We start from the raw sequence: 19300 nt of genomic DNA on the forward strand, positions 1-19300 counted from the left end.
ATTGCAAAGCTACGCCAATTCCGCCACAATAAAAACGATCATTTACACAAGATATACTTGCATTTGGAATCTAACGGAGCTGCGAAACATTCTTCTTTAGAAATTGTATCTAACACATAAAAAGTATTTTATCTATCACAGTGTCTGCAAGAAAGTAAAATATAGCCACAAGGCACAGCAGCTTAAAAATAGCTATAGAAAACCTTTTATATATAGCCTCGTTTCAATCATTAAAATTGCACATTTAAGACTCAACGATGAAAAAGTATATTATAATGATATGGTGCCTGGCCATGACAGCACACGTCAGCCTGGCTCAAAATAACTCTCCTTATAAAACCAAATTTACAATAGACGCCCCTATAACCGCTGCCGGTATGGGCCTCAGCTATTACGGCCTCACCCGCATGCAGGACAAGGAAGGACTGACAGAGCAACAAATCGCTAACCTGAACAGAAACCAGGTGAACAGCTTCGACCGCTTTTCAGTTGGCTATGATTCAGAGCAGGCAAAGAAAATAAGTGATATCCCATTCTATGGCTCATTTGCGCTTCCTTTTTTCCTGGCTTTTGATGACGATGTACGCAGCAATGCCGGTCAGGTGTTTGGACTCTATGTGCAGACTATGGCTGTAACAGGTGCGATCTTTACCATGACAAGTGCCTTTGCCCCCCGTACACGCCCCCTGGTGTATAGTCCGGATGTAGAGATGGGAGAGAAAATGCGCGCGAACGCCCGCAACTCCTTTTATGCCGGCCATACCACTGCGGCGGCGGCGGCATCCTTTTTCTTTGCCAAGGTATTCCATGATTTCAACCCAGACTCCCCGGCCCGTACGTACGTATGGCTCGGTGCAGCCACTGTGCCTGCCGCAGTAGGCTACCTGCGCCTGCGAGCCGGTAAGCACTTTCTGAGTGACAACCTGCTGGGTTACGCTGTGGGAGCCGCTGTTGGTGTGGTGGTACCACAACTGCACAAGAAGTCTAATACCAGCGGTTTTTCACTCAGCCCAACCATAATTCCGACCTTTGCCGGTACTGCCTCGCAGGGCGCCAACCTGAGCTATACCTTTTAAACTGTGCCATAAAGATTCTGTTCAAGACCCGGTATTAGGCCACTGCAGCAGGCTACCAGCTTATGCAAGCTGCTGAGCAATAAAAAAAGGCTGCCCCACTTGGGGCAGCCTTTCCTTTGATCAAAAGCGGGAACTATGGGTTCTGCTCAGCATTAGGGTTCGCATCCATCTCGCCTTGCGGAAGCTGGTGGATAAACAGATCAGAGTTGGCAGGAGTTACACCAAGCATAGCCGTGTGGTTACCTTCTCGCACCAATGGCTTCTGAAGACGCTTGATATCAAACAAGCCAAAGCCTTCGCCATACAACTCTTTTCTTCTCTCTACAAAGATCTCTTCCAGGAGCGCATCACCGATAGCCAGCGTAGGCAGCACAACTGTACCTGCCTCGTAACGCTGCTGACGCAGCTCAAGGAGTAGCAACTGCGCTTCCACCGGATTGTTCAGTCTTGCCTGCGCCTCTGCTTCGATCAAAAGCATCTCTGCAGAACGCATCAATGGAATGTGCCCACCCAGGTTAGCCAGGTCTTTGAACTTCGTGATTGTAAAGCGGTCGTAGCTCCAGATTTTCTCACCTTTGCTGTTAAGCGTAAAGGCTTCTGTATCTTCCTGGAATTCGCGGCGTGCGTCATTCTCATCAAACAGCTCTACGAATCTGTCGTTTGCACGGAAGTTGTTATACCCTCTGCGAACGTACTCACGGCTTCCGTCTTCCAGCACCTTATAACGGCCATCGATGAAAGAATAGAATGATGCATAGGCGTTGTTCTGGTCAGCAGACTGCGGTAAGCCCCAGATCCACTCTGCATTGCCATAGTTATTGAAACCAGCCTGGTATTCAGTAGGCGTCATCAGCGGATAACCAGTGCGTGCCTTACGGGCAAACTCAGCTGCTTTGTCCCACTGCCCCATCTCCAGATATACCCTGGCCAGCATACCCTGCGCCACATTCTTGTTGATGCGGCTCTTGCTTGGTCTTGCGTTGGTCAGCGCTTGCTCAGCTTCAGTCAGGTCAGTCACTATCTGGCTGTATACCTGCTCGAGCGTTGCTCTTTCCTTACCTTGAGTTGATGGCGTGGTAGGCTCCAGCATCAGTGGAACAGCCGGTGCATTTTTATCCTTCAGGTAAGTGTGCTGATACACACGCGCCAGGTTGAAGTACGAAAATGCTCTGATCACTTTTGCCTCTGCCTCGAATCCTGCTTTCTCCTGCTCAGTGGCATCACCCAGGTTTTTAGCGTTGGCAATGATGCTGTTCGCGTTCGTAATCAGATTGTAGGAGTGGCCCCAAAGAATACGGGTACCACGGTAAGTAACCAGCTTGTTGTCAAGCTCATACTGGTATACATACCAGTTGGTATTGGCCATTACGTCCTGTCCCATCACATCGAAGGTCAGCATCAGCGACGGCACACCGTAGCTGTCGTGGCTCACGGCTCCCTGGTTTACCGGCGCCTGGCGCATCAAACGGATGATACCTGTCAGCGCAGCCTCCATACCTTCTTTCGTAGTGTTCACCTGTTCTGCAGGCACACTGTTAGAAGGCACAGCCTCCAGGAAATCTTTCTCGCATGCAGTTAAACTCAGTGTGGCTCCAAGTATAGCTGCAACAAACTTTATATTCTTAATCTTCATTTTTCTCTACTAAAATAAGTTCTTACAGAGTTGCACGCACACCTACCGATACAGTTTTCTGTGTTGGGAAGCGGCTGTTTGTGATACCATCGATACTTTGTTCTGGATCCAGGCCTGGCGTATTGAACAACGTCCACAGGTTGTCGCCCTGTACAAAGATTCTGGCATTCTTCAGGCCAACTTTATCCTGCAGGTTCTGAGGCAGCGTATAGCCCAGCGTCACGTTACGCAGACGCAGGTACGAAGCATCTACCAGGAATCTGGATGAGTTAGCGTTCGTGTTCAGGTTCTGAGAAGTTCCCATTCTTGGCACATCTGTGTTGGTGTTCTCAGGAGTCCATCTGTTCAGGATGTCTGCATGCCAGTTGGTTCCGCGTCTGTCACCACCGTGCATCAGGTTGCTGTAGTCCGTGTTCAGTATCTCACCACCAACGCTGTAAGTGAAGAACACGCTCAGGTCGAAGTTTCTGTAAGCGAAGTTGTTCGTCACACCACCTGTCAGATCTGGCAGCGCTGTGCCTACATAGTAACGGCTTGCTTCGTTGTAGTTAGATGTAGTCACTTTATCAACTACATTACCTTCAGCATCTTTTACATCTTTGTACCACAGGCTCAGACCAGTGCTTGGATCAACTCCAGCGAAATCCTGGATAAAGAAGTCGTAGATAGAACGGCCTACTTTCAACTGCTTTGTACCCATCAGGATAGTTTCCTGTGGCAGTTCTGTCAGCTCGTTTCTGTTGTGTGCAGCGTTCAGGTTAGCAGACCATTTGAAGTCATCGCCTTCGATAATTCTGGCGTCCACATTCAGTTCCACACCTCTGTTTCGCATGGCTCCCAGGTTGTCAAACACTGACGTGAAACCGGTAGAAGGAGACAGCGGCTTATTGAACAACAGGTCCTTGGAAGTTCTGCTGTAGTAGTCGAAGGAAACATCCAGTCTGTCGAAGATTGTCGCATCTATACCTACGTTAAAGGCAGCCTGCTTTTCCCATGAAAGCACACGGTTCTCCAGTTTGTCAAGGATGATACCAGGAGCACCCAGGTCGCTATAGCCTGAGGTATATAGGCCTCTGTAAGCGTAGTAGTCAACACCGCCACCAGAAGTCAACAGTCCTTCGTTACCGGAAGTACCGTAGCTGGCACGTAGCTTCGCATCGTTCACCCATGGCAGTGCGCTCATGAAATCTTCCTGTGTGATTCTGTATGAACCACCGATAGAGAAGAAGTTACCCCAACGGTTGTCTGCATGGAAACGGGAAGAACCGTCACGACGGAAAGAGCCAGACAGGTAGTACTTGTCCATGAAGTTGTAGTTCACCTGACCCAGGTAGCTCATCAGTGAGCGTCTGTCAGACTGGCTGCTCAAATCAGTGATAGTCGAAGCATTGTCCAACTCAGTATAGCCAGGCAGCGCCAGGAAGTTGGTTTTCTGACCATACATGTAGTCGTACTTGTAATTGAATGCCTCAAAACCACCCAAAGCGTCGATCTGGTGCTGACCAATTGCCTTGCTGTAGCTCAGGATGTGGTTGATGGTGTACTCTACGAAAGAGCTTCTCCACTGCGTACCACGACCACCCACACCTGCACCGTCACCAAAGTTCGGGTTGTAGAATGTGAAGTCCTTGGTGTTGTCGCCTGTTAGTGCAAAAGTAGTTTTGTATTTCAGGTCAAGCGGAAGTGTAACTTCACCGAAGGTATTCAGGCTCCAGGTAAGTACATTGCGCTTCAGCATGTCCAGTTCTGTTGTACCTACCGGGTTGCTGTTGCCACCGTAAGGACGGGTTGCGTTAAAGTCGAACTCAGATGGGTTGTCGATAAATGTACCATCAGCACTTCTTCTTCTATAGATTGGGTATACAGATCCGATGTTTCTACCCCATGATACCACGTTTCTGAAAGAGGTACCGCTTGAAGTAGGGGCATTCTGGTCTGTATTAGCGATCAGGGCATTTACGCCAAACTTGATCTTGTCGGTAACCTGTGAACTTACGCGCAGACGTGAAGTGTAACGCTTAAAGCCTGAAGTAATGAAAGCACCTTCCTGATTCAGGTAGTTACCGGAGAAGTAGTAATTGGTTTTGTCGCTACCACCCTGGATACCGAAATCGTACTCCTGACGGGTAGCCTTTCTGTAAAGGGCATCTCTCCAGTCATCTTCCCAGGCTGGCGTAAGTCCGGCTTTCAGTCTGCCGTCAAGGCCTATTGGCTCTGCATCGTTGTAAGGGTTGTACTGCTGGCCGTTAGCTGATCCGCCTGCAATCTGGCTTACAACGTTCTTTGAAGCATACTCTTCAGGAGAGGCAAACTTGCCTTCCCACAGGGTTTTGTTTGACTTTGCATCGTTACGAAGCGCTTCCCATGTCAATTCGTAGAACTGCCCCGGATTAACTGTTTCATAATCTTTTACAGCGAAGTCAGAGATACCATAGGTGGCACCAAAAGTGATGGTTGGCTTCTTCGGAGCATTGCCGCCTTTTGTAGTGATCACCACTACACCGTTGGCTGCTCGTGAACCGTAAAGAGCAGCAGCACTCGCATCTTTCAGCACTGTCATCGACTCGATGTCGTTCGGGTTAATGGCATTCAGGTCACCAGAGTAAGGCGCGCCATCCACTACGTAAAGTGGAGTAGAAGAAGAGGCAACTGAACCGATACCACGGATACGGATCTGACCGGTAGAACCCGGCTGACCGCTGTTCTGCACAACCTGTACACCTGGGGTTAAACCACCCAGCGCTTTGGTCACGTCATTCACCTGCAGTTTCTCAATCGATTCTGACTTGATAGCGGAAGCGGAACCTGTAAATGATTTCTGATCCGCAGTACCGTAAGCAACTACCATTACTTCCGACAGTGTTTTGCTGTCTTCCTGTAGCTGTACATTGATTGTAGTGCGACCAGTTGTGCTAATTTCCTGCTTAACATAACCCAAGTAGGAAACTATCAGGGTAGCATCGTCTCCGCTCACGTTCACGGTGAAGTCACCTTCAACTCCTGTGTACGTTCCTACGGTAGTACCTTTCACTGCCACACCTACACCTGGTAGTGGTTGTCCTGTCCCAGCATCGGTTACCCGACCTGAGATGGTTCGGCTTTGCGCCCACGCCTGGCTCACCAGGGCGAACAACATCACCAAGCCCATAAATAGAACTTTTCTCATAAAGTAAGATTAGGTAAATTGGTAAAATTGTGTTTGATTAAATACCTAAAGTTACAACATCAAACAGTTAATGTAAACTGACATCCAAAAAAACATGCCTCTATCTACATCAAACAACTTTTTTACCAGATTAACTCATCCACAAATAATGTAATCACCTAATATTAAATAATATATAGAAACCCTATACACGTATTGTTTAAATATAAATTTTCTAACTCAAATTCACCTTTTTACATTTAAGCAAGAACTACCTGCACTTTTACCTTCACCTTTAAATTGAAAAAACGGCCGAAAACCTATTGTATACCTACAATTAGCCCAAAAGTCAATTGGATATTTCTTACCTCCGCAATTCTTTACTGCCTGTTTGGGATGCCTGCAGCATAGGAAATAGTTATGGAAACCGGCTATTTTTCCCTCTAACCTGACACACTTACACTACTTGATTTGCTTACTACAAGTATAAAGCCCGTGCAAAATCACATTAGTTACGCAGTTAGAAAAGCAGACCAGATGCCATAAAAAAAGCGTGAAGCACTTTCGCACTTCACGCTTTTAATTAGCTGAAACAATCTCTTTACTTCTTCAGATTCTCCTCGAAGAGCTTGTAGATACGCTTGTATTCGTCGGTCCAGCTGGCTGGCTCCGTAAAGCCGTGGTCCTCTACCGGGTATACAGCCAGTTCCCAATTGTCTTTGCCTAGCTCGATCAGACGCTGCGTCAGGCGTACCACATCCTGGAAGTGCACGTTCGTATCCACCATACCGTGGCAGATCAGGAGCGCTCCTTTTAACCCTTCCGCGTAGTAGATCGGCGAGCTCTTGGCATAAGCCAGGCTATCGAGCTGCGGTACGTTCAGGATGTTGGAGGTATAGCCATGGTTGTAGTGAGCCCAGTCTGTAACTGATCGCAGCGCTGCACCAGCTGCAAACACATCCGGCTCCGTAAACATAGCCATCAATGTGATAAAGCCTCCGTAGGAACCACCGTAAATGCCGATACGCTTCGGATCCACGTTATACTTGTCCACTAGCAGCTTGGCACCATCTACATGGTCGCTCAAATCTTTGCCACCCATAAACTGATAGATGCCGGTGCGTACGTCGCGGCCGTAGCCGGCGCTGCCGCGGTAATCGATATCCAGTACGGTATAGCCATTGTCGGCCAGGAAGTTATGGAACATGTACTCTCTAAAGTAAGAGCTCCACCACTTGTGGGCATTCTGCAGGTAGCCGGCACCGTGTACAAAGATCACAGCAGGTCCATTGGCTACCGCCTTCTCCGGACGATACAGTCGGGCATACACGTCTTCTCCATCGCTTGCTTTGAAGCTGATCACCTCCGGCTCGCGCCAGTTGTAGGCTTTGAACTCCTCGGTGAGCGAAGATGTCACCTGGCGCGGCTTAGCTCCTTTTTTGTTGTCCTGTACATACAGCTCCCATGGCTTGTTGCTGTAAGAGTAGCGTATGGCCATTGTCTTCTCGTCTGGTGACAGGGTTACTTCATGTGCACCTGTTCCAGAAGTCAGCTGGGTCATCTCTCCGCCATTGAGCGGCATCTTATAGAAATGCTTCTCGCCTGGGTGTGCCTTATTCGCTGTGAAATACCAGCTCTTTTTGTCTTTGGAGATCTGAGGACCGGAAACCTCAAACTTACCACTTGTAAGGGCTTTCTTGCTGCCATTGTTCAGGTTTACAGTGTACAGGTGTGAGTAACCGCTTTCTTCTGACTGGAACCATACTTGCTCATTGTCTGGCATGAAACCGATATCGCCGGTGCCATAGCCTATACCTGGGCCACTGATCCACGCTTCGTCTCGCTGGCGGTCTAGAGTGCTCAGTTTGCCCGTGGCAGGGTCTACTTTCAGAATCCAACGGTCTTTGTTATCGGCTGCGCGGGCTACCATGACGGCGTGCTTGCCATTGTCTGACCAGATTGGTCCGAACATGGTCACGGCTCGTGCTTCTGGTTTAGCGGCTTTAGTAGCAGGTTCTTTCGCTGCGCTCGCCTTTGTATCACGATCTTTAATGTAAGCTGGCTGGTCGTTTATACCTTCAATGCCACCTACCTGCAGCGCATAAGTAGTGTCACGGCTGATGTCGTACACAAATGACTCATAGGTTGCCTGCGCATCTCCTACTTTTGTGCGTGTGTTGATATCCTCGGTATACCCTGATGAAGTGACAAAGTCTGGTACAATGGCGACCTTGGCATTTTTAGGTCTTGTAGCCATGCGGTAGCTGATGTAGCGCTCGTCCGGGCTCAGCACGATGTTGTCAACCGATTTATCACCGATGTAAATTTCCTTCGGACGGGCCGGACTGTCAGCTTTCTGCTGCTTTTTGGCTGCCTCCTTATCCGCTTCACGCTCACGTACGATCTGCAGTAAAGCCAGCTGCTGCTCTTTCAGCCACTCACGCTGCGGGTTCTTGCCCTCCTCTCCTGGTTTGTTACCTTTTTTGAAGTCGGTCAGCTGCGCCAGCTGGCCATTGGCAATCGTCCATAGGTATAGATTGCCGTCTTTCACAAAGGCTACCTTTTTCTCGTCGTGGCTAAACGATGGGCTATTCTCACGCTCTACCGTATTGGTGATCTGCTGCGTTTTACCGCTCTTGATATCGAGCAAGTAGATGTCACCGTTTTTCTCGTATACCTTCTGCGTTTTGGCTCTGTTATAGCGTGCATTCCAGGTCCCTGGCAGGGCACGACGCTCCTGCGGGCTCACCTTCTGCAGGTTGCCACCGTTTGCCGACACACTGTAAAGCGAATCTCTTCGATTGGCATCAGGGTTCCAGCTGAAGTAGATCTTCTTGCCGTCCTCTGACCAGAACACATTGCTGGGCGAGGTGCCGATCCAGGTCGGATCACGCATGATCTTCTCCACACTCAGCTTACTGCTGTTTTCCTGCGCCTGTACAGCGGCTCCGCCAGCCAGTACGAACCAGGACATCAGGAGGAGGGCTTTCTTCTTAAGAAGCATAATAGATATTGTGTTTTAGATTAGGTTGTAGTTGAAGATAAAATTAAGCTATAAATCTTAAACATGCCAAACGGGGCATCCTGCTCTTGCAGACGAGGGATTTGACTTACTTATTGCTGCTAAGCGCCATAGGCGGGCGCTGCTCGTCAAAGTTTGTCAGGTCCTGGTATAGCTTGGCCAATGCCAACACCTTAGCCTCGCCGTAGAGCTGCCCCATAAAGGTGATCGTGGTAGGCATACCGTTCTTCTGGAAGCCATTCGGCAGTACAACACACGGATGGCCGCTCAGGTTTGTCATCACCAGGTTACTGCCCGCATATGATGGGCTTAGGTATACATCTATACCTTTCAGCTTCTCGTGCATCTGCTGTATGATAAGTGAGCGCACCCGCTGAGCTTGCAAATACTCCACGGCGGTAACAAAGCGTCCAGCCCTGAAAATATTTGGCCAGGCGTTCTTGTGCTGCTGCACCATCATACTGTCACGGCCGCTACGGGTTAGTTCGTCGAAAGCGGCTGCCCCTTCCACCGAGATGGTCATAGTCAGATCACGCGCTGGCAGGTTTGGCAGTTCAATCGGCACGAGCTCTATACCTGCTTTTCGAAGTGCCTCCAGTGTGGTTTTATCATTCTCCTTGAAAGGATAGTCTCGTTCAAAGTCTTTTTGCAGATATCCTACCCGCAGCTTTCGCACATCAATGTTCTTATTGTAGTTAAAAGGAGCATTCACGATGGTCAGGTCCTTTCCGTCTGGGCCGTGAATGGCATTGAACACGATGGCGCAGTCTTCGGCGGAGCGGGCGATTGGCCCGATCTTATCCATTGACCAGCTCAGCGCCATGGCACCATGTCGGCTCACACGGCCAAAGGTAGGGCGCAGTCCTGTGGTACCGCAGGCAGTGGAAGGTGACACGATGGAGCCAAGGGTCTCGGTTCCGATTGCAAAAGGCAGTAAACCCGCAGCTACTGCTGCAGCTGATCCGGCTGAGGAGCCGCTTGAACCTTTATTTAAGTCCCAGGGAGTCCGTGTTTTTCCTCCATACCATACATCACCCATCGCCAGTTCGCCTAATGTCAGTTTGGCTACCAGCACAGCACCAGACTGCTCCAGTCTCTGTACCACGGTAGCATCCAGGTCAAGTTGCTGGTCTTTGTAAGGAACGGATCCCCATGTGGTCTTATACCTCTTTGTTGCCAACAGGTCTTTCACACCATAAGGTATACCGTGGAGCATGCCTTTATACTTTCCGGCTTTTATCTCCTGGTCTGCACGCCTGGCCTGCTCCAGTGCCAGCTCCTCTGTCAGGCTGGTCACACATTGCAAGGTAGGCCCATGCTGCTTCAACCGATCCAGAAAGAATTTGGTAAGTTCCTCTGAGCTGATCTGCTTTGTGCGTACTAATTCTGCCAGCTGTGGGACCGAATAAAAAGCAAGCTCCTCTCTGTTGGCTGGCAGCTTTATGCCTTTCCGCCGCTCTACTTCAAACTTCTCACGCTTTTGCTCAAACTCAAACCCCACAGGAATAGGGTTAAACTGTAGGGCCGGCGCTACATCGTTTGACAACGGTTGTTCTCTGATGCGCTGGTAGCTGCTCCTGAACTCAGCGACGCTTGCTGTAGCGGAATCCAGTTGTGCATCCGTAAACTTCAGTCCAATCATTTGCTGCGCATTCCGAAGCACATCCACTGTGATCTTGTCATCAGCCAACTTCGTAATAAAGGCTCCTGAGAGGAAGCATGTCGCCCCTAACAAGGTATAGGTATATGATCTTTTCATAAATTCTGTTTGTGAGTCATTCAGACCTATAAGTTAGCAATTATCATTTATTTATGGTCTCGGTAGTTTGGTAATAGCCACAAAAAAACCGCCCCTCGCAATGCAAGGGGCGGTCTCTTATTAGATTCTAAGTATTTCAGAATCGATTATGGGTTCTGGTCACCAGCAGAAAGCGCTTTGTTGTTGTTAAGCTCATCCTGAGGTATTCTATAAAGAATCTGTGGATCCGTGATAGAACGTTCTGTTACAAGGATAAGAGCAGCAACGTGCTCACCGTTTGCAGCGGTACCAGTAATTCTCTTGATTGGTCTGTTCAGACGCTTCAGATCCAGGATAGAGAAACCTTCACCCCAAAGTTCGATTCTTCTCTGCATTATGATTTCCTCGATCAGATCTGTACCAGAAGTAGCTGGTGCTGCATACTGAGGGTCTCTTGCTTTTACAAGTGTTTCCAGTACAGCAACGGCTTCACCATCTCTACCAAGTCTGGCAAGTGCCTCAGCTTCGATCAGGTACATTTCAGAAGCTCTCATCATTACGTAGTCAGCTGCCCATGAACCAGTAATTGGCAGTTTGAACTTCAGAGAAGCGTAGTTGTGGTAAGTACCTTTGTTGTCGGCAGTAGGAGCCTGAACAATTTCCTTACGAACGTCTGTAGCAGACATCTTCTCGTACAACTCTCTTGTGATCAGCTTCGTGCTACCCAGGCCAGCATAACCAGCTGCTGTGTTAGACATGTGAGAGAAGAAAGAAGCGTAGATCGTAGACTGGTCGTTAGGAATCTGAAGACCCCACATCCACTCAGAGTTAGCAGCACCGAAACCTGCTTTGTAAGTAGCTGCGTTCATCAGCGTATAACCCTGACGCGCTTCGTTAGCTTTTGTAGCAGCTCTTTCCCAGTTTTCCATCTGCAGCGCTACACGAGCCTGAAGACCTTTAACTGTCTTTTGGTTGATGTGCGAAACGTGATCTTTCGTTTGGCCTGCCAGCAATGCTTCAGCAGCATCAAGGTCAGCGATGATCTGGTTGTAAACCTCTTGTACAGTACCACGACCTTTACCTTCAGTAGTTGGCTCCGTGTACAAAGGCACACCTGGCGCATTTTCATGGCCTTTATAAGTATGCTGGAACAGGTTAATCAGGTAGAAGTAAGAGTGGGCTCTCAGGAACAGAGCATTACCCTTGATGTAGTCCTTACGGGCCTGCGTACCAGCGGCGCCATCAACATTTTGGATAAGCAGGTTCGCATTGTTGATGGTTCTGTAATAGCTTCTCCAGCTACCGCCAGAACGAGATATGTTCGTAGCAGTTCCGTAAGCCGAGTGGTTGTAATCACTTACATACCAACCGTATCCACGAACAGGTGTAATCACGTCATTACCCATCATGTCCATGGATAAGTCAGTAGATTTAGGCCCGAACAAATCGTGTCTCGAATCCCATGATGTCCACATAGAACGATAGATACCGTTCAATGCTACTGTGGCACCCTCTGTTGTGCCAAATACCATTTCATTTGGCACCGCAGATGCTGGAGTAGTATCCAGATACTCCTTCTCGCAGCCCGTCAGCACTAAAACTGCCAGTGCCAGCGGAGCTAGTTTTTTAACTATATTTTTCATACTGATAATATTCCTAATTAAAAGTTAGCGTTTAGACCAAGCGTGAAAGTACGCATCACTGGGTAAGTGAAGTCTGATGTACCAGTGAAGCTACGCTGTGGGTCCATACCTTCGTTCTTCGTGAAGATCTTGGCATTGTCAACAGACACGAATGCACGCATATTGTTTACACCTACTCTTGAAGTCAACGTGTTTGGCAGTGTATAGCCCAAGTTGATGTTCTTGATGTTCAGGTAAGACGCATCGAACAACCATCTTGTAGAAGCACCATCCTGTGTAGCAAGACCTTGCTGCAGTCTAGGTACGTCTGTCTGTGTGTTCTCTGGAGTCCAACGGTTCAACATGTCTTTGCTGAAGTGTGTACCATAAGTACCTCTGTGCATCAAGCTACCATAGTTGCTGTCATAGAACTTACCACCTACCTGGAATGTCATCAATACCGCGAGGTCAAAGCCTTTATAGCGGAATGAGTTAGAGAAACCGCCGATCAGGTCAGGGATAGCTGTACCATGGTAAGCATAAGTGGCGTTATTGATAGCGTTTGTCACTGTATCCTGGCCGATGATCTGGTAAGCTGCGTTGTCTGGCTTATACATTGTATGGTCAGTGCGGTACAGGGCATCACCATTGTTAGGGTCTACACCGTAGTACTCACGCAGCCAGAAAGCATATCTATCTTTACCTTCTGCCATTCTCTTAGTGCCATCTATTTGTGGATCACCATTTGGCATCTCCGTAATCTTGTTCTTATAGCTGGTCAGGTTCAGGTCTACTCTCCAGTCGAAGTCGCCAGTAGAAATAGCGTTGTAACCCAATTGCAATTCCCAACCGTTGTTAGACATCGTACCGATGTTTTCCCACTTGCTCAGACCACCTGTTGAATAAGGAAGTGGAACCGCGAACAATAGGTTGCTAGAGATACGCTGGAAATATTCCACTGTACCTTCTAATTTGTTGAACAATCTGAAGTCAGCACCAATGTTGAAGTTTGCATTAGACTCCCATACCAGTTCTGGGGCAGGAAGAGCAGTAACGATAGCACCAGGAGAGTTTACGTTGTTCCAACCCAGTGTGTAAAGACCTTGCCATCTGTAGTAGTCTGCGTCATCAGAGCCTGTATTCTCGTTACCCTGCTCACCATAGCTACCTCTCAGCTTCAACTCGTCAATCCACTCAGCAGAAAGGAAGTCTTCTTCTGAAATTCTCCAGCCGGCACCGATAGAGTAGAAGTTACCCCAACGTGAGTCTTTGTGGAAGCGTGAAGTACCGTCTCTTCTGAAGCTGGCAGAAGCCATGTATTTATCAGAAAGGCTATAGTTCAATTGAGAGAAGTATGATTCGATCTTGTGATCAGCAAAAGTGGAAGAACCACCAGTGATGGTAGCAGCACCAGCAAGTTCAGCTGAGCCAGGGAAGGCAAAACCAGTTCTGGTTGCAGTTACGTTTCTGGTTTCGAAATCGTAGTTTTCGTGACCAGCCAAAGCACGCAGGCTATGGTTACCGAACTGCTTGTTCCACGTCAATACCTGGTTGAAAGTATAAGAAGTAGTTCTTCTGTCAGCCTTAGTAGAGCGACCAGCTACGTTTTGCGCATCACCGAACTGTGAGTTCTGGTAGCCTGTGCTGAAACCGTTGTAGTAGTTACCACCGAAAGTAGTTTTGAAAGTGAAGTCTTCCAGGAATTTCACTTCAGCAAAAGTATTAACAGTTGCTTCGCTTCTTCTCATGGAGTTTTCGTCAAGGGCCAGTGTACCAAGCAGGTTAGAGTTTGGCGCATAAGGTCTGGCACCCATCTGGTCAGCGTTACCCCAGTCAAGTCTATTACCACCTGTTACAGGGTCAGTTACGAAGTTACCTTCGCCATCACGCTGCCAGATTGGATAGATAGGACCCATGTAACGAGTGTAGTAGAATGGGTTAGATGTAGCAGTACCAGTTGAGAAGTTACCCTGGTTTTCAGACATGTTACCAGCGATGTTGATACCAGACTTCAACCAGTTAGTTACTTGCGTATTGATGCTGGCACGAGCATTCACACGGTCATAGTTAGAGAATTTAGCAACACCTTCTTCTTTAACATAACCAACAGAAAGGTAGTAATCGCTCTTCTCAGCACCACCAGACACGTTCATGTTCACGTCAGTACGGTTAGACTGCTGGAACAATTCATCAGCCCATGAGTCGCTGTAAAGCAGACGAGCATTTGGATTCAGACGGCCAGTAGCTGGGTCGATCACCTGGTTGCCAGGCACGTTGAATGGGTTGTAAACAAGACCGTTACCACCTGCAATGTTGTCAGAAGCAAACTTGTTAGCAGCTGTAAGATCTTGGCCAGGCTTTGGTGCTCCACCAAGGTTTGCGTTACGCATAGCCTCCCACATCAATTCATAGTACTCCTGCTCGTTTACACGCTCGTACTCTTTGATAGCACGGTCAGAAATACCTCTTCTCAGGTTAACAGCAATGCTAGGCTTGCCAGTCTTACCTCTTTTAGTAGTGATCATGATCACACCGTTGGCAGCACGTGCACCGTAAAGGGCCGCAGCAGCAGCATCTTTCAATACTGTTACAGACGCGATGTCGTCAGTTGAAATAGACTGAAGCGTACCGTCGAAAGGAACACCGTCTACTACATAAAGTGGCTCGTTGCTAGAGTTAACAGAACCAATACCACGGATACGCACAGATGCGTTAGAACCAGGAGCACCACCACCGTTGGTAGTCTGGATACCTGGTACAAGGCCTTCAAGCACACGTGTAACAGATGTTACCTGCTGTCTCTCGATCGCTCTTGTCGTGATAGTTGACTCAGCACCAGTAAAGGCTGTTTTCGCAACAGTACCATAAGGCACCTGGATCACAACCTCTGACAGCTGCTGGCTGTCGATGTCCAATGATACATTAATAGAAGTATTTGCGCCAATCGCCACCTCTTTTGCCACGTATCCAATGTAACGGAACACCAGAGTGTTCGCATTATCTGGCACGTTTACGCTGAATGAACCGTCTGCATTAGTTGCTGTACCAGTAGTGGTACCCTTCACAACTACAGACACCCCAGGAAGAGGTGCTCCGTCCCCTGCCCCTGTAACTTTACCTGTTATTGTCCGACTTTGTGCCGCTACTTGGCCCAAAAGCGCAAACAAGAACAAGAAGTTAAGTAGTAATACTTTCTTCATAAACTACACTTGTTTTGTTAGGTTGTTGAAAATAGATTAGATAATAGAATAGTTTTATCTCCAAATATAGGCATTAAAAACATTTAACAAAACCTTAACAAAGATTCTTCGTAATATTTTTTTATGCCCTTTAAAAGCCCTCAGACAGCATTGAAAGCCACAAAATGACGTTTACAACACATTGAAGGCCACATCATTTGATAAAACAGTAGTCTTAAGATGAAATAACCAATGCATGGCCACCTCTCCAGGTGGTCTCTTTTTTTCAGGGAAAAGCTTGCTTCATACGGAGAGTGTTATAACAACAACAGTAGCGTCCGTAACAAAAGCTAAACACCGTAACCGCCGGAGCCCCCATAGTTACCTGATTGCGCCATCACGATCGCATGTGCCTGCTGCGCCTCCTTGATATTATACTCAAATGCCAGCCGCTTGTAATTGATCACATCTACAATGGTACCTATAAAACACAGACCGGCTGTGAACAGGTATAGCAGCCCCATCCCTATATGCCCGAGTACAAAACGATGGACACCGGCCACTCCAAAAAATCCGATCACAGCAGTAATGAGCACAAGCAGCGGTTCACGCCGGCGGGATCTGTAAACAGAAACGAACTGCTGCGCCTCGTAGTCCGACATAGCGTTCAGCAGGCCTTGTACATAAGCCATCTCATCGGGCTCAAGTTCAGGCATTAAATTAAATACATTAGCCATAGTTTATAGTTTAGAATGATACAGGTATAACTGGCGTGATTGCACTAACAGCTCCAACACACGCCAGCACAATATAAGCAGAGCAGGCAAGCCCAGCGGGTGGGCCTGCCAGGAAGAGGCCAGGTCGCCTCTGAATAAATAAGCCACACTATGCCCCAGACCACAGCCCGGGCAGCCACCCTGCCACACCCAACTGATGGGACACAGGCTGAACAGATGATTGCCTGCAGGCTCCATACCAGCCAGCAGCAGTAAGCCAATTATCCAGGCACCCGCTTCCGGGAGTACCCGCCAGGCTGCGTAAAAGGCTCTATTTCTGTTAATTCCTCGCATTGCCACCATAAGGTATATTTAATATCGTGATTGTGCAAGTTATAATACATCCAAATGATAACATCTGCCCACATGTCTGTCGTATGACTAGGAAGAATCTAAATGGAGAACTGTATGGAATGCAACGTAGGATTGACTGAACAGAAAGTACGCGTATTGGCAGGCCTTGCCATTATCGGAGTGGGTGCATACTATAATATAAAGGCATTGTCAGCTATTGGGGTTATACCTATTGTTACGGGCATGCTGCGCTATTGCCCCGTCAACCAGGCAGTCGGATACAATGGCTGCACCGGGGAGCAACACCGTGTAAAAAGCGCTGTACTTTAATTATATGCAAAAGTGGCTATACAGAAGCTTGGGTTTTACGTACCTATAGCGCTATGAGAAAAATCATCCTGTACATTGCTGCCAGCACCGACGGGTTCATTGCCCGGCCCGACGGAAACATCGACTGGTTACACGATAAGAAGTACAACATACCTGACGAAGATTTCGGCTACACGGCCTTCCTGCAAACGATCGATACCACCCTGATGGGGCGTAAGACGTACCAGCAGGTCATGGGTTTCGACATGCCTTTCCCCTACCCTGACCTGAAAAACTATGTTTTCAGTCGCTCCGAACAGCAGGACACGGAGCATGTTTCCTTTGTGAAAAACGCTGTGGTAGACTTTATAGAAAAGCTGAAGGAGCAGCCAGGTAAAGACATCTGGCTCATTGGCGGCGGACAGCTGAATGCTACAGTCCTCAATGCTGGCTTACTGGATGAAATTATACTGACATACATCCCGATTGTGCTGGGGAAAGGAATTCCGCTGTTTTCTGCTGATACGGAAGAGCATAAGCTAAAGCTGATCCCGACTGAGAACAAACTTTACCGCAATGGCTTCCTGCAGGTGAGGTATAGTTGCTGATAATCTAACACGGAAAGTCCTCAGCTGCATAAGGCAGCTGAGGACTTTCCGTGTTCAGGTGCTAGTACGTTAGGGCTTTGATTGGCTGCGATTACAATTCAGGATTTTCCTGATCGGTTTTCCTCTGATCCAGTTCTTTTTCGGCATCTTCTTTCTGGTGCTCGCGCTCCACTCTTTCATCATCCATCAGCCCCTGGCTAACAGTGTCCGTAAACTGTCTGGAAAAACCGAAACTCGTATCAACAGTTGGCACATCATAATTTCCAGTATTAAAAAATAATCCTGAAAGGTAGCTTCTTCTATGGCGTCTCATCTCACACTCCTTTCTATTAAATAACGGCTGCTCCGCTATGTATTTATAAATAGTTTATACTATGTTATACGTAAATCATGCAATAATAGACTGGATTTATACCTAAATAACGGGCATAAAAGAAGCCTGCCAAACAGACATGTCGGGCAGGCTTCGCAAGTAGGGTACATAGTCAGACTATTTCTTCTTTTTAGCCTTGCTTTTCGCTTTCTTCGATTTGGCGGCTTTTATTTTTGACTCTGTTTCCTCTGCCTCTTTCATCAGGGCTTTCCAGTCAAATTTGGCCTCGGCGCTGAAATCGATGGTTGCCTCGCGGTCTTCAGGGTCGAGCTGGAGCACTTTGATGTCTTTGGTCAGGTAGGTCTGTATTTCATCAAGCATTGGCTTTTCCTCGGCACTGCAAAAGGACACAGCTATACCTTTGGCCATACCACGGCCTGTACGGCCTACACGGTGCACGTAGTTTTCGGGCTGCTCCGGCAGGTCATAGTTCACTACATAGTCCACGCTCGGGATGTCGATGCCGCGTGCGCTCACATCCGTGGCGATCAACAGCTTCACCTCCCCTTTCTTAAACTTTTTCAGGGCTTCGAGGCGATCTTTCTGCTCTTTGCCGCCATGAATGCTCATCGCAGCAATGGCTACGCGCTCCATGGCAGCCACTACGCGCTCAGCCCGCACCTGCGTGCGGACAAAGGCCAGTATCTTTTTATCAGGGTTCTCTTTCACAACCCGCTCCAGGAAGAACCGCTTCTCGTCCATCTCCACGTACATCACGGAGTGGTCCACGTTTTTCGAAACCGGATCTTTCGGGGATATCTGAATGCGCACCGGCTTGTTCACAAGCGAATAGGCAAGCTCCTTGATCTTTTCGTTTATAGTGGCCGAGAAGAACAGGGTCTGCCGCTTGCGTGGCAGTTTGGTGATCAGCTGGCGGATGTCGTGGATGAAACCGAGGTCGAGCATATGATCCGCTTCGTCCAGCACGAGTGTCTCCACGCGCTCCAGCCGGATGTAGCCCTGGCTCACAAGGTCGAACAGGCGGCCTGGTGTAGCCACTAGGATGTCTATACCTGCTTCCAGCCTAGCGATCTGCGGGCCCTGCTCCACGCCACCAAATACACAGAAGGTCTTGACGCGGGTATGGCGACCGAGCTCTTCAAACACCTCGGTGATCTGCAGAGCGAGTTCGCGGGTGGGCACCATCACCACACACTTGATGCCATCGGAGCGACGGCGATTGATCTGGTACTGCAGCTTATCCAGCACAGGTATAGCGAAAGCGGCCGTCTTGCCGGTACCTGTCTGGGCAATCGCCAGCACATCCTCGCCTTTCATGATCGGAGGGATCGCTTTGAACTGTATATCGGTTGGCTTCCGGAAACCCAGCTTACTCAGGCTTTTTTTGATCTCATCGGATATGCGGTAATCTTCGAACTTCATGATAATGCTTTGCTGATTGGCTACTGGTCTTTACGTAAGGTCGCAGCGAATTGTAAAGGTACAGCTTCTTTTTCTGATTCGCTTAAGGTATGGCCCCGGCTTGCAACGAATGCAACATAGCATCCCTTCAAAGGCTACTCCC

General features: G+C 48.4%; 13 protein-coding genes. 3 read left to right on the forward strand and 10 right to left on the reverse strand.

Translation table 11 applies throughout. The annotated features are described in order from the left end of the window. Positions 1-293 precede the first annotated feature (293 nt). On the forward strand, positions 294-1076 hold the full coding sequence (locus tag BW972_RS02895) for a phosphatase PAP2 family protein (protein ID WP_234986273.1): 783 nt from the start codon (positions 294-296) through the stop codon (positions 1074-1076). Positions 1077-1209: 133 nt separating this feature from the next. Here the strand turns inward: BW972_RS02895 and BW972_RS02900 are convergent, their stop codons facing one another. From BW972_RS02900 to BW972_RS02935, 8 genes are all read right to left on the reverse strand, one after another. Continuing rightward, positions 1210-2709 (reverse strand): RagB/SusD family nutrient uptake outer membrane protein, encoded by a 1500-nt coding sequence (locus BW972_RS02900; RefSeq protein WP_076420938.1) that lies wholly within the window; start codon positions 2707-2709, stop codon positions 1210-1212. Positions 2710-2731: 22 nt separating this feature from the next. Next, entirely contained in the window at positions 2732-5875 is a 3144-nt protein-coding gene (locus BW972_RS02905) for a SusC/RagA family TonB-linked outer membrane protein (protein WP_076420940.1), read from the reverse strand. 580 nt (positions 5876-6455) lie between these two features. After that, on the reverse strand, positions 6456-8858 hold the full coding sequence (locus tag BW972_RS02910) for a prolyl oligopeptidase family serine peptidase (protein ID WP_076420942.1): 2403 nt from the start codon (positions 8856-8858) through the stop codon (positions 6456-6458). A 106-nt stretch (positions 8859-8964) separates the two neighbouring features. Next, positions 8965-10635, reverse strand: coding sequence for an amidase (locus BW972_RS02915; RefSeq protein WP_076420944.1), 1671 nt, complete (start codon positions 10633-10635; stop codon positions 8965-8967). Between the two features lie 146 nt (positions 10636-10781). Next, positions 10782-12257, reverse strand: coding sequence for a RagB/SusD family nutrient uptake outer membrane protein (locus tag BW972_RS02920; protein WP_076420946.1), 1476 nt, complete (start codon positions 12255-12257; stop codon positions 10782-10784). Between the two features lie 17 nt (positions 12258-12274). Further along, positions 12275-15436, reverse strand: coding sequence for a SusC/RagA family TonB-linked outer membrane protein (locus BW972_RS02925; protein WP_076420948.1), 3162 nt, complete (start codon positions 15434-15436; stop codon positions 12275-12277). Between the two features lie 329 nt (positions 15437-15765). Further along, positions 15766-16152, reverse strand: coding sequence for a TM2 domain-containing protein (locus tag BW972_RS02930; RefSeq protein ID WP_007653518.1), 387 nt, complete (start codon positions 16150-16152; stop codon positions 15766-15768). 3 nt (positions 16153-16155) lie between these two features. Further along, positions 16156-16485: a DUF2752 domain-containing protein gene (locus tag BW972_RS02935; RefSeq protein WP_234986274.1), complete on the reverse strand. Its 330-nt coding sequence runs from the start codon at positions 16483-16485 to the stop codon at positions 16156-16158. A 114-nt stretch (positions 16486-16599) separates the two neighbouring features. On the opposite strand from BW972_RS02935, the gene BW972_RS02940 reads away from it, so the two are divergent. Together BW972_RS02940 and BW972_RS02945 are read left to right on the forward strand one after the other, a co-directional pair. Next, on the forward strand, positions 16600-16815 hold the full coding sequence (locus BW972_RS02940; protein WP_076421467.1) for a YgaP family membrane protein: 216 nt from the start codon (positions 16600-16602) through the stop codon (positions 16813-16815). A 53-nt stretch (positions 16816-16868) separates the two neighbouring features. Continuing rightward, positions 16869-17402, forward strand: a complete 534-nt coding sequence (locus tag BW972_RS02945; RefSeq protein WP_007653524.1) for a dihydrofolate reductase family protein — start codon at positions 16869-16871, stop codon at positions 17400-17402. 91 nt (positions 17403-17493) lie between these two features. Here the strand turns inward: BW972_RS02945 and BW972_RS19700 are convergent, their stop codons facing one another. Together BW972_RS19700 and BW972_RS02950 are read right to left on the reverse strand one after the other, a co-directional pair. Continuing rightward, on the reverse strand, positions 17494-17715 hold the full coding sequence (locus BW972_RS19700) for a hypothetical protein (protein ID WP_143731821.1): 222 nt from the start codon (positions 17713-17715) through the stop codon (positions 17494-17496). 177 nt (positions 17716-17892) lie between these two features. Continuing rightward, positions 17893-19158, reverse strand: coding sequence for a DEAD/DEAH box helicase (locus BW972_RS02950; protein WP_076420952.1), 1266 nt, complete (start codon positions 19156-19158; stop codon positions 17893-17895). Between the last annotated feature and the right edge of the window lie 142 nt (positions 19159-19300).

It is taken from the genome of Pontibacter lucknowensis (assembly GCF_900156415.1).
Taxonomy (GTDB): Bacteria; Bacteroidota; Bacteroidia; order Cytophagales; family Hymenobacteraceae; genus Pontibacter; species Pontibacter lucknowensis.